This window comes from Vibrio rubrogenes, from assembly GCF_059641415.1.
Window position 1 is genome coordinate 91,831 of sequence record NZ_JCARSY010000014.1, and the last position, 12,433, is coordinate 104,263.

Consider the following 12,433-nt stretch of genomic DNA (forward strand, 5'->3'; position numbering starts at 1 on the left):
AATGCTTCTCCTAACAATCAACGCATCCATTATTCAATATTTTTTGAATGTTTCAACTTTATTTTAATATGCGTTGATTCTTAAGCCATTTTTTTATGATCGAGAACAAAGAATAATTTATTTTCGAACTAAAAATATATGAATTTACTCAGTAAACACGTCTATACCTTTCGCTCAACGCAACAAACCCGGTCGGCATCAATTTGGCCGTGCTTTAAGATCTGATATGCAAAATCGAGCGGTGCATCATAAGTTGAACAGGCCGGAACAATCACTAAATCAGACACCAAAACATCCGATTTTGTCTGAGTTAAAATCCCGGCGGCAACCGGTTCACCATGCTCAAAACCAAGATACAACTCACAGGGCGGAGAATAGATAATTTGTGTAAAGAACTCGATAATGGCTTCTTTTTCTGCCGATGCGCGGTATTGTTCGGCCTGGATCTGAGCAAACATTACGGTTAGACGATGAAAATCAACACGATAGACATCCTGTGGTATCAACTCAGCGACGGTCCCTAATTCGACATCTTGATATGTACATTGCTGGAGCGATGCCAGATAAAGATCACGCCCCACCAAACTGAGGGGGGTTGGATAAGCAACATCCACTTGATCTGATAACCACTGGTTTTTCATTTGTGCGATATTCATAAAACCCTATTATTTCAATATCAGGGGGGGGGAATACGCCATCTTACTCGAATATGCCCCGAAAAGGGGATAAAAGTGATGTCCGTGTTGATGGCACTGCCGAAAAGTCCCTATTGGCAATCATCATTTCACCGTGGTATTCATATACAATGTCATGGTAATTCCTTCATCCGGCTCACTTTATTTGGGAATCCTCAAATATCTTGATATGATGGACAGACTCATTTGACGGCTGGAAACCAAACATGAGACTCAAGAATATATTTATCGCATCACTGCTTTCTCTGGGACTCACTGCTTGTGATAACGACGAAGTTGGTGATGTCAGTTTAGGCCTATTTACAACCCAAGATATCAAAATCAATCAGCTCATTGATCCCATCGTTACCGGTGTTACCTGCCATATTGCCAGCATTGAAGCTGATCTCAGTTTATCCGATCCATCCGACTCATCGATTGCCTGTCGGCAAACAGGGGAGATAACCCCTGAAATGATCGCAAAAATTAACAAGTCAGATTCTGGGGAAGTGATTTTCAAAAAATCCAAAAGTATTTTCTTTAAGTCAATGAAAATGCGCAGAATATATGACCCGAAGACGCAAACGCTGATCTATGTCTCTTACTCCACTAAAGAGACTTCCGGCAGCTTCAAACACAGTATATCAACGGTGCCGCTATGGGGAACAAAAGCCTATCAAAAGCAGCCAGAACCGAATCATTGAGATAATACTCTCACACGACCAACCAGCGAATAAGATTGATGAGCATATAAATTGGCGTCAAGGAGCCTTCAATTTCATGCAAAAAGACTTGGGGGAAGCGGTGTCACAAGTTCAGCCGCCCAACAACGAATATAAAATGCGCCTCATCCATATTTTTGATGTGTTCAATGAAGGGATATTTCATATGGATGCAGAAGGCCATCTGACATTTTATAACCCTAATTTCTATGTTCAGTTTGGTATTCAGTCACCCACGATTCATATCTCCGCATGGTATGCGCTTGTTCATCCTGACGATCAGGCATTACTGATCAACCGAGTCGACTACCATATCGATACTTTTGAGCAACGGATGACCACTCAATATCGGGTAAAAAAAACCGACGGGAATTACTTATGGATCGAAGGAAGTGCGATCTGTTTGACCGAGGACGGTCAAACTTACATCGTCGGAAGCCACCGGGATATCTCTGATAAAAAAATGATGGAAACCTATCTCAAAGAAGCTGCTTTCTATGATGATAGTTCCTCCCTGTTTAATCTGAGAAAACTACTTTTAGATCTGGACTTACTTGTTCAATCAACAAACAACGACTTTTCGGTCATTTATATTCAGATTCATGAATTACAATCCTATCTGATCGAATACGGTTCCACGCTACTCAAAAACGTCATCACCAATGTCAAATCAGCGGCCAAAGTCTTTCCTCACGAAAACGCAACACTTTACCGGGTCAGTTTGGATACATACGCAGTACTATTCAGAGATTCGGTTTCGCATACTTCTCTCAGAATGATGTGTACCCAATTTATTTTCCGTTATCAAACCTGCATGGCACAACAAAATACCCTCTTTGCCAATGGCATGAGTCTCGGGATTTATCCGGATTGTGACCATCAGCTTGAAAGTGAAGAAATCTTGAGTATCGCCTTTAGAACATGTGCATTCGCCAATGAACAAAGTCAGTCTCAGATCGAAGTGTATGAGGGGCATACGCAAAAAAAAGTGGATCGCTATTTTTACATCGAAAGCGGCTTAAAAGATGTGTTAAGAAATAAAAGCCTCTCGGTCAAGTATCAGCCCATTGTTGATACCACAACAGGAAAAGTCTCCAGTTTCGAAGCTTTAGTCAGATGGTATTCCAAAGATTACGGTCATATTTATCCCGATGAATTCATCCCCGTGGCTGAAAACAAAGGCCTCATCGTTGAGCTGGGTTATCAAGTGTTCGAAAAAGCGTGCCAGTTCATCAATCACTATAACGTCACAAATCAAGCCTTCGCCCGAGTGAACGTCAATGTGTCGGTCTTACAGTTATTGAATAGTAATTTTCCCGATGAAATGTTACGAATCACATTAGAATCAGGGCTCAAGCCTGGTTCGATCATTCTCGAATTGACTGAAACCGTAATTCTTGATGAACATAAATATGCACTTCAACAGATCAACCGTTTGAATGCTCTTGGTTTTTTACTGTCTCTGGATGATTTCGGGGCAGGTTTCAGCTCTATCCACAGCTTTTTTGACCTGCCATTTGATCAAATCAAGATAGACCGATACTTCTCAATGAAGACCATGCAAAATCATAACTCTTGCCAGTTTTTGGAATTCTTAATCGAGTTATGCCGGAAAGAGCACATCAGTGTTGTCATCGAAGGGATTGAAAACAGCGACATGTTACGTCAATTTCACGCGATGGGTGCTTCTCATCTGCAAGGTTACTGGTTTGCAAAACCATTATCGCTTGCAGCGGCCATGAACTACAACCCATCAAACATGATGGGTATGTCAGTCTTATCGAGTTGTGGCAGACGCGCTCCCCTTCCATCGATATCCCCAAATACCGAATAGCAACCACAGCAAGTGCCATCCTATCGATCCACCTCCGCCTGAGCTATTACTCGTTGTTGCACTGCTACTTAAATCCGATTGAGATAAAATCTGTGTCTGATAATACTCCAGGCGTTTTGTATCCGTTGCAATATAATTTGGTGCAATACTGCCATTCAAAACATTGGTTATCCAATCGTCATAATCCGCCACCTCGGTAAAAACCCCCGTCACCGAGCCAGAACCACAAATCGTCGGCCCGAAGCTGGTTATACCAACTTGACGCAGCGTACCACTGTCACTCCAGTAGATCGGCCCACCTGAGTCTCCGGAACAAACCCCATTATTCATCGTGGCAGCCGATCCGCCAGAAAAACAGATTTGAGAATCATGCAACCCGGAATTTTGTGCAGCACAGGTTGACTGGTCAACATAATCCATTGATGTTTTTAATAACTTATACGTTGTGGTATTGGTTGTGGTATTGCCATGACCGATTGCAGTAAAACTCTCGGTATTACTCCGATAGGACTCATCCGTGGGTGGGCGATTGACAGTACCGCCAGTATTTAACGATGATACCAGTTTAATAATCGCAATATCGTCTTTCCACAGATCACTTTCCGAATCACTAAATGAACTGAAATAATAAAACTCAGCCGGTCTGACGGTGGTAATGTTATAAATCCAGTCCGTCTCATCATCAGTCTGCCCGACGGCCATAAACAACATAAACTCTTCATCAATACTGCCACCACTAAAAATACAGTGCGCCGCCGTCAGCACGTACTGGTCGCTCAACATGGTTCCGCCACATAAGCTATGTTCACCGTATATCAGGTCATACTCTGACCGATCATAAAACAAACTGACAAAGTCAGGATAAGTGACCACCGATGTTTCCGTGCCGTTGACAATATAAGGAGAGACATCACTCGAAAATGCAGGTGAAGAGACTAAACAACAACAGCATAGTGCTGTGCGAATCCACTTTGAAAACATTAGAATATTTCGTCATTGATAAAAGTATGGCTTATCATAGCCGCGCGAAAAAAAAAGGAAAATACTTTCTGTATTTTCCTTTTCAATTTGATTCAATGATTCATTTTCCCCGATAATAACGCTGAGGTACAAACGGCATTCTGGTCACCGTCATCGGCAGCATCTTACCGCGTACATCCGCATAAATCTCGGAGTCGAGGGTTGCATACTCGCTGGCAATATATCCCATCGATACCGGCTGTCCCGCTGTTGGCCCCGATGTACCGCTGGTCACAATACCAATCTGTCGGCCTTGCTGATCAAATAACACCGTCCCTTCCCGAACCGGAGCTTTGGTCTGTCCGACAAGCCCGACACGCTTGCGCTGCGCTGATTGCTGTTCAATCTGCTCCAGAATCACCGCAGCCCCTGGAAAGCCACCCGCTCTGGCACCACCCGCCCGACGCACCGGACTGATTGCCCAAAGTAAGCTGGCTTCCACAGGGGTCGTGGTTTCATCCAAATCATGACCATACAGGCACAAACCACATTCCAACCGCAGCGAATCGCGAGCACCGAGGCCAATCAGAGCAACCTCATCGAATGTGAGGAGATGGTGAGCCAGCCGCTCCGCCTGATCGGCCGGAACAGAGATTTCATAACCATCTTCCCCCGTATAACCACTGCGACTGACAATACACTCGACGTCCAACAACGACACGCGGCGGATATCCATAAAATGCATCTCTGCGACTTCAGGAGCCAGTTGTGATAATACGCTGGCGGCCATCGGACCTTGTAAGGCCAGCAGTGCCCGATCAGCCATCTCTTCCAAAACCAGATGTGCAGGTAAATGCTGTTTTAGATGCGCAATATCTTGCTGTTTACAGGCGGCATTGATGACCACAAACAGACAGTCACCTAAATTGGCGATCATTAAATCATCAAGGATTCCACCATTTTCATTGGTCAAAAAACCATAACGCTGTTTACCAACCGGCAGATCAACCACATCGACAGGAACCAGTGATTCCAGCGCCAATGCCGCGCCCTCTCCTGTCAAACAGATCTGTCCCATATGAGACACGTCAAATAAGCCGGCAGCTTCACGAGTATGTAAATGTTCTTTCTTGACTCCTAAAGGATACTGAACCGGCATTTCATATCCGGCAAACGGTACCATTTTTGCGCCAAATTCTTGATGTAAAGCATACAGCGGCGTTCTTAACAGCGACTGGTTTTCTTGTTCAGATGACATGTGGTTCTCCCTTTTCATACGTCCGATCGTCCGGCAAAGCAGACCTTATTTCTGATTTTATAAATGTGTTTCCTATAATAAACACCTTGAAACACACATCAATTGATTATTTCGCCGTCACCCATAAAATCAGTGCATCATCATCACTGACGGAAATGAGTGCATGTCCCATGCTGGCATCATAATAGACACTGTCACCGACACTCAGCGTGATCGGCTCATAAAACTCGGTATACAACATTACCGATCCCTCAAGCACCAGCAAAAACTCTTCACCATCATGCCGGACCCAATCGCCGAATTCCTCAAACTGTCTGGCACGAACCCGGGTCTTAAACGGCGTCATTTTTTTACCGGATAGCTGAGTCGCCAATAGTTCATGTTCGTAGGTTGACGTCGGATGTGGCTTGCCTCGTCCTGCTAACGTAATGTCTCTCCGCCCTGTGGCAAGCACTCTCTTCGGCGGCTCAAATATCTGTGGCATCCCGATTTCCAGGCCATGCGCCAGTTTTTGCATTGCCTGAAATGTCGGAGAGATCTGCTCATTCTCAATTTTACTCAGTGTCGATCTCGCCAATCCGGTCTTCTGACTTGCTTCTTCTAATGTCAGACCGAGCTCAAGACGAATGTCCTTAATACGCTGTCCTAATCGAAGTGGATCGATATTACTTTCCTGAGATTCCTGCGTGATAACCGAAGCAGGATTATCATCCAGCGTACTTTTTTCCATGGTGTTTCCCCTCAAGTAAAACGCAATGACAATCCCATCAATATCTTGTCATTGTTATAAATATTATAGCCTTCCGGTGCGACCATCATTTTTCTCACAGTGGTTCACGACATCATCACTGTTACCTGAAAATTGACTGAAACCGCTTCGAATGGGCAATGACTGACATACTAGCAAGAAAATAAGTTTCCTATAAGAAATTTTTATTGCCTACCGCTGCTTCAGCGGGTAATGTTAGACATATCATCGTTCAGATTTTGCTAAAGATAACTTAGTAACATCATCTAAATTGGCTACGCTATGGAAAGAGTCGGACAACCCATGATTCAGGGTGAATGACACAACAAAACAGATTTTATTTTTTTGATGATGTTTTGCTGCCATTCACTGATTTTTTACCACACCTCAGGAATAAAATCATGAATCTGGTGACGCTCTGAGCACGAGTTATAATCGATTTTTTGGAGATAAATGCATGGATAACACGCTGAAGTTTACCGACAGTCACGAATGGGTTCTTAATCACGGCGACGGGACTGTTACCGTTGGCATTTCAGAACACGCACAACAAATGTTAGGTGATGTCGTATATGTGGAACTCCCTGATGTTGACAGTGACGTGGATGCTGGTGATAGCTTTTCATTGGTCGAATCCGTAAAAGCAGCATCTGATATCTATTCCCCGGTTAGCGGCATTATTATTGAAGTGAATGAAGATCTCGGTGATCGTCCTGAACTGATTAACGAAGAGCCGTATGAAGGAGGGTGGATTGCCAAAATCCGCATGACGGATCCAACTGAATTGGATGATCTGAAAGACGAAGCAGAATATCTCAATACACTGGAAGACTGATCAACGAAAGCTGCTTACATCTCTTGTGCGCAGCTTTTTTATGCCCTGAATTCAGCTTATATCAACGGATACCTTTTGTGGTCACGGTAAGGAAATTATGACTCAACTACTGCGCAACCTCTCTTCTCAAACAGAATTCGCAACACGTCACAACGGTCCGCGTCAGCGGGAACAAGCCATGATGCTCGAGACCATTGGTGCTGAAAGTCTGGCAGCTCTGATCAACGAAACCGTGCCGGCCGGCATTCGTCTGGAACATCCGCTGTCGTTACCGGCACCGATGAGCGAATCTGAGATGCTCGCGGCATTGAAACGCATCGCAGGCAAAAACCAAATTGCCCGCAGTTTTATTGGTCAGGGTTACTATGACACGCTTACACCCAGTGTCATTCAACGCAATGTTTTGGAAAACCCCGGCTGGTATACCGCATACACCCCTTACCAACCTGAGATTTCGCAAGGTCGTTTAGAGTCACTGCTGAATTTCCAGCAGATGGTGATTGACTTAACCGGTATGGATATCGCCAATGCCTCACTTTTGGACGAAGCAACCGCCGCAGCGGAAGCAATGGCCTTATGTAAAAGAGCCGGCAAAAGTAAAAGCCAACGCTTTTTCATCGCGGATCATGTTCATCCGCAAACTATCGCAGTGGTCAAAAATCGCGCTGAATTCATGAATTTTGAAGTGGTGGTGTTGCCGGTCAGCGAGCTGCCTCAGCAAGATGTCTTCGGCGCTTTACTGCAATATCCGACAACCACCGGTGAAGTCACTGATTTAACCCCAGTGATCGAGGCTGCCCATCAAAATAAAACTTTGGTTGCGGTTGCTACCGATTTGCTTGCCAGCACGCTACTCAAACCGGCCGGAGAAATGGGTGCCGATATTGTGATTGGTTCTTCCCAACGCTTTGGCGTACCGATGGGTTATGGCGGCCCTCATGCTGCCTTTATGGCAACCCGCGATCAATACAAACGCACTATGCCCGGCAGAATTATCGGGGTCTCGGTGGATGCCAAAGGTCAGCCCGCGCTGCGTATGGCGATGCAAACCCGGGAACAACATATTCGGCGCGAGAAGGCGACTTCGAATATCTGTACCGCGCAGGCACTGCTGGCCAACATGGCTGTATTTTATGCCATCTATCATGGTCCCGATGGGCTTAAAACTATCGCTAGGCGAACCCATCATCTGACCGCAATCATGGCGGCCGGCCTGACGTTACAGGGTTACACTCTGCGTCATCAGACATTCTTTGACACCCTGACAATTGAGACCGGCGACCAGACCGATGCGCTGTATCAAAAAGCACAGCAAGCCGGGCTCAATCTGCGTCGCTATGAGCAAGCCCTTGGCATCAGTTTCGATGAAACCAAAACGCCGGATGATCTTCAGACCCTGTTTACGGTATTCGACATCCAAGCCGATCCGGAAAAAATTGCCGCTGAGATTGAGCATGATGAATACGCAGCGATTCCCGCATCCTGCCGCAGAACATCCGCTTATCTGACTCACCCGGTTTTCCATCGTTATCACAGTGAAACGCTGATGATGCGTTATCTGAAAACGCTGGAGAATAAAGACTTCTCGCTGACCCACGGCATGATTCCGCTGGGCAGTTGCACCATGAAACTCAATGCTGCCTCTGAGATGATTCCGGTGACATGGCCTGAATTCGGCCAAATCCATCCGTTTGCCCCAAAAAGTCAGGTTGCCGGATATACTGAGCTGGCCGAAGATTTAAAAACCAAACTATGCACGATTACCGGTTATGATGCGTTCTCGTTGCAACCGAACTCCGGTGCATCCGGTGAATATGCCGGGCTGATTGCGATTCAGCGCTATCATCAGAGCCGCGGTGAAAATAACCGCCATATTTGTTTGATTCCAAGCTCAGCGCACGGCACTAATCCTGCGTCAGCCGCAATGGTGTCACTGGATGTTGTCGTCGTCGCTTGTGACTCGAACGGGAATATTGATCTTGCCGACCTCAAAGCCAAGATCGAAAAATATCAGCAAGAAATCTCCTGCATCATGATTACTTACCCGTCCACCCACGGCGTGTACGAAACGCATGTCCGGCAGGTATGTGAACTGATCCACGCCATTGGCGCACAGGTTTATCTGGACGGCGCGAATATGAACGCACAAGTCGGACTGACCAGCCCCGGCTTTATCGGCTCGGATGTCTCCCACCTGAATCTGCATAAAACGTTCTGTATCCCGCACGGCGGCGGTGGCCCGGGCGTCGGCCCTATCGGAGTGAAATCTCATCTGGCGCCATTTTTACCCGGCCACATTGAGTCCGGCGTCGAAGGCAACGACCATGCAGTCGCGGCCGCAGATTTAGGCAGTGCCTCGATTCTGCCGATATCCTGGGCTTATATTACGATGATGGGTACCGCCGGATTAACCGAAGCGACTCAACTGGCGATTCTGAATGCCAACTACGTGATGGAGCGGCTCCGCGCCCATTATCCGATTCTCTACCGAGGCGATAACGGCCGCGTTGCACACGAATGTATTATCGATATTCGGCCCATCAAAGAGGCGTCCGGCATTTCCGAAGAAGATATCGCCAAGCGGCTGATGGACTATGGCTTCCACGCGCCGACGATGTCCTTCCCGGTGGCCGGTACATTGATGATCGAACCGACCGAATCGGAAGATCTGGCCGAGTTAGATCGCTTCTGCGACGCGATGATCGCCATTCGTGAAGAGATCGACCAAGTCGTTGCCGGTGTGTGGCCGCTTACGGATAATCCGCTGGTGAATGCCCCGCACACACAAGCTGATCTGGCCGCCGACGACTGGCAACATCCATATAGCCGTGCACTCGCCTGCTTCCCGACCCCACATACTCAGTCAGCAAAATACTGGCCAACCGTCAATCGGGTCGATAATGTTTATGGCGACAGAAACCTGATCTGTAGCTGCCCGCCGGTCAGTGATTATGAGGGTTAGAGTTGGGTTTGATGACGATAATAAAGTTTGTGACCGTAATTAAGATTGTGACTGACTGAGTTATCAATAGCAAAGGCGAACCGAGTGGTTCGCCTTTTTGTTATGCTGTAAAACATTTTTGGACATTTCTTAGTTAGAACACCAGCTCTACATATTTAATTTTCGGATAAAAATTTCTATGGATAATTCCGACAGCAGAGCAAAGAGTAAAATAAGGTTTTATGCTAGCGATACTGCAAATTCAAAACGAATTCTGACCTTTTTACCTATAGTAAGAGGGTCAGAATCTATATCAGTACATACTTAAGCTTGCCCAGAGTTAACTTGAAATATATATTGGGGAAACTTACTATCCATATATTCATATTAGTTAATCAACAAATCCTTGTTCGAAAAGCTCAGGATCATTAAGGTAATGTTTTATTATAGATATTGGTCTTTCATAATGATGTAACGTTCTTAAAAATATTCCCTCCATCAATACCATTTCATTTATACCATTACCTATATAAACTGGCATTCCTTTGTGCATATATGGTCGATGTTTAGATTGAAGTAATTTCCCTTTTTCTTTGTTAGTTGCAAATCTAACCGTCAGTCCCTCTTTCTCACATCTTTTTAGAAACTCGTCGACCACAATACCAATACATACAGTTTTCCTACCAAATACCACATCAAATTTATCTTCTTCTGGAATATCTAAAGCAAAAACGGGGGGAGCTAATGGATCTATCATAGAGTCATTCAAAAGTACTCGTGGACAATTAGGAGTTCCGCCTGAAACATCAAACCAATTGTTGAAAATTAAGTGTCCCATATGAAGTGCTTTGTTTCCGGTGTAACTTCCCACAAAAATATAATCATCAATTACACCTATAGACCAATCTTTAACTTTATTCCCATTAAGTACTTCAATAAAATCATCAAGCCATGACTCAACAAAAACTTCTTCATTTGGTATCTTGTGAATCATTTTCGTATCTGGATGGGAGCTAACACCTTTATTAACTAATCTAGTATAATGTGACATCCTATTGGTTTGTCTCATTATTCTCTCCATCTGTTTTATATCTTTGAAAGATAAATTTTCAGAATCATTTTCAAAAGGTTGATTATCATTTTTAGCGTTAAAAAGAAAATTCATTAATTTATGATTATTTTTTCCAGACTTTACTTCAATAACACAGCTTCCTTTGCTAGAGCTAGATAAATAAATATCTCCTAATTGGATAAATGACGTTAAATCTGAAATTAAAGCAAAAGACAAAGAATCTTCATCCATTATTGAATTTGCAGCAGCGAACACAGACTCTAAATTGGAATTAAATAAGTCTGGCTGACGTTGTTCTTGGTATAGTGCTCTAGCATAGCAGAGTTGATTTTGAATCATCATCCAACCCATTGAATCAGCGATACTTCTAAATAAAACTTCCGTTGAATAATCTAACTTATCGACATTCAAGATGTAATTTACCATCTGTTCTTGCGCAGCTTTCATACCATTATAAGTTAACTTTAAAAAATAATTTTTTAAGTCGTCATTATTAATAAAAGACTTTGGATCGGATTTAATTTTATCCCAGAGAGGATAAGAGCCTTTACAAGACTTTTCATATAAATCTTTTGCCATTGGTTCCAAATCAGCAGGTAAACATTTCGGAGCTAACTTTCTTGAGGGTTGATAAATTATTTTTCTTCTCTTAGACATGTTTATTTACACCATCGTGTTTTTTATTTAAGAAAATTTAAACCGTGAATTTAAATTAATAATCATTTCCTTCAATGTCAACCTGGAACGTCGATGGACATAAACGTCTTAGAACTGATTCTCGACAGCGTTTCTATCAGATTAGGAAAAGTATGTTGATTCCTTGGACGTTTGTTAGCAACTATTTACAACGGTTCACTTGATACCAATGTAAGAACAGTATGACTTGTCCGACGCATAGTAAAGCAGCGAAATAGTCCAGTTTTTTTTATTTCATTAAACAAGTCTTGATCACTAATTGAAAAAACATGCTGAATACTTTTTTGACTATCATCCTGATTAAAGCCTCGGTTAAAAGACTCAAGAATTATTTCTTTAATTACTTGGTTTAAGTTTTTATGTGCCCCATATTTATAAATTTCGTGAACCCCACCGATGTGCTTCAAAATTCGGCTTTTCCCAATCCCATTTTCACCAAAAAGAACTAAAGGCTTCATATCACTACTTCGAATTGCTTTTGCTAACGCTTCTATATCTTTTCGAAACTCAAGTTCACTTACAAACTTAATTGATTCTGTCATCTTATTTACCCTCATATATCGGTCTAGATTGATGGTTGCTAACGCCCGCTTAAGGGGCAGCCAACGCTACTACTAACCTAACGCATAACACCGTAATCACAAAAACCAACGCATAGTAAAAATGCCGCACGTTAGCTGTCCCTCTTGAAGC

Annotated in this window: 10 protein-coding genes; 4 read left to right on the forward strand and 6 right to left on the reverse strand. The window is 43.9% G+C overall.

Annotation, left to right across the window (positions count from 1 at the left end):
- Window positions 1-161: 161 nt before the first annotated feature.
- Window positions 162-656: a flavodoxin gene (locus AC55NX_RS12035; protein WP_496995959.1), complete on the reverse strand. Its 495-nt coding sequence runs from the start codon at window positions 654-656 to the stop codon at window positions 162-164.
- A 245-nt stretch (window positions 657-901) separates the two neighbouring features.
- Between AC55NX_RS12035 and AC55NX_RS12040 the strand changes: the two genes are divergently transcribed.
- Complete coding sequence (locus tag AC55NX_RS12040) at window positions 902-1,378, forward strand: CreA family protein (protein WP_496995960.1); 477 nt, start codon at window positions 902-904, stop codon at window positions 1,376-1,378.
- Window positions 1,379-1,454: 76 nt separating this feature from the next.
- On the forward strand, window positions 1,455-3,230 hold the full coding sequence (locus AC55NX_RS12045) for an EAL domain-containing protein (RefSeq protein WP_496995961.1): 1,776 nt from the start codon (window positions 1,455-1,457) through the stop codon (window positions 3,228-3,230).
- Here the strand turns inward: AC55NX_RS12045 and AC55NX_RS12050 are convergent.
- From AC55NX_RS12050 to AC55NX_RS12060, 3 genes are all read right to left on the reverse strand, one after another.
- Window positions 3,174-4,211, reverse strand: a complete 1,038-nt coding sequence (locus AC55NX_RS12050) for a S1 family peptidase (protein ID WP_496995962.1) — start codon at window positions 4,209-4,211, stop codon at window positions 3,174-3,176. The genes AC55NX_RS12045 and AC55NX_RS12050 overlap by 57 nt on opposite strands.
- Window positions 4,212-4,311: 100 nt before the next feature.
- Window positions 4,312-5,448, reverse strand: coding sequence for a glycine cleavage system aminomethyltransferase GcvT (gene gcvT, locus AC55NX_RS12055; protein ID WP_496995963.1), 1,137 nt, complete (start codon window positions 5,446-5,448; stop codon window positions 4,312-4,314).
- 106 nt (window positions 5,449-5,554) lie between these two features.
- Window positions 5,555-6,178: a helix-turn-helix domain-containing protein gene (locus tag AC55NX_RS12060; RefSeq protein WP_496995964.1), complete on the reverse strand. Its 624-nt coding sequence runs from the start codon at window positions 6,176-6,178 to the stop codon at window positions 5,555-5,557.
- Between the two features lie 475 nt (window positions 6,179-6,653).
- Here AC55NX_RS12060 and gcvH point away from each other — a divergent pair, with 475 nt between their 5' ends.
- Both gcvH and gcvP read left to right on the forward strand, forming a co-directional pair.
- Window positions 6,654-7,031, forward strand: coding sequence for a glycine cleavage system protein GcvH (gene gcvH / locus AC55NX_RS12065; RefSeq protein WP_059121892.1), 378 nt, complete (start codon window positions 6,654-6,656; stop codon window positions 7,029-7,031).
- A 97-nt stretch (window positions 7,032-7,128) separates the two neighbouring features.
- The gene (gene gcvP, locus AC55NX_RS12070; protein WP_496995965.1) at window positions 7,129-9,993 is read left to right on the forward strand and encodes an aminomethyl-transferring glycine dehydrogenase; all 2,865 of its coding nucleotides are present in this window, start codon (window positions 7,129-7,131) and stop codon (window positions 9,991-9,993) included.
- Between the two features lie 370 nt (window positions 9,994-10,363).
- Here the strand turns inward: gcvP and AC55NX_RS12075 are convergent, their stop codons facing one another.
- Together AC55NX_RS12075 and AC55NX_RS12080 are read right to left on the reverse strand one after the other, a co-directional pair.
- Window positions 10,364-11,701: a hypothetical protein gene (locus AC55NX_RS12075; RefSeq protein WP_496995966.1), complete on the reverse strand. Its 1,338-nt coding sequence runs from the start codon at window positions 11,699-11,701 to the stop codon at window positions 10,364-10,366.
- A 185-nt stretch (window positions 11,702-11,886) separates the two neighbouring features.
- Entirely contained in the window at window positions 11,887-12,282 is a 396-nt protein-coding gene (locus AC55NX_RS12080) for a hypothetical protein (protein ID WP_496995967.1), read from the reverse strand.
- Window positions 12,283-12,433: the final 151 nt, after the last annotated feature.

Excerpts from the sequence above, each read along its gene's own strand:
- AC55NX_RS12075 (WP_496995966.1), bottom strand. The coding sequence starts at position 11,701 with ATGTCTAAGAGAAGAAAAATAATTTATCAACCCTCAAGAAAGTTAGCT.
- AC55NX_RS12045 (WP_496995961.1), top strand. The coding sequence starts at position 1,455 with ATGCAAAAAGACTTGGGGGAAGCGGTGTCACAAGTTCAGCCGCCCAAC.
- AC55NX_RS12060 (WP_496995964.1), bottom strand. The coding sequence starts at position 6,178 with ATGGAAAAAAGTACGCTGGATGATAATCCTGCTTCGGTTATCACGCAG.
- gcvH (WP_059121892.1), top strand. The coding sequence starts at position 6,654 with ATGGATAACACGCTGAAGTTTACCGACAGTCACGAATGGGTTCTTAAT.
- gcvP (WP_496995965.1), top strand. The coding sequence starts at position 7,129 with ATGACTCAACTACTGCGCAACCTCTCTTCTCAAACAGAATTCGCAACA.
- AC55NX_RS12080 (WP_496995967.1), bottom strand. The coding sequence starts at position 12,282 with ATGACAGAATCAATTAAGTTTGTAAGTGAACTTGAGTTTCGAAAAGAT.
- AC55NX_RS12040 (WP_496995960.1), top strand. The coding sequence starts at position 902 with ATGAGACTCAAGAATATATTTATCGCATCACTGCTTTCTCTGGGACTC.
- gcvT (WP_496995963.1), bottom strand. The coding sequence starts at position 5,448 with ATGTCATCTGAACAAGAAAACCAGTCGCTGTTAAGAACGCCGCTGTAT.
- AC55NX_RS12050 (WP_496995962.1), bottom strand. The coding sequence starts at position 4,211 with ATGTTTTCAAAGTGGATTCGCACAGCACTATGCTGTTGTTGTTTAGTC.
- AC55NX_RS12035 (WP_496995959.1), bottom strand. The coding sequence starts at position 656 with ATGAATATCGCACAAATGAAAAACCAGTGGTTATCAGATCAAGTGGAT.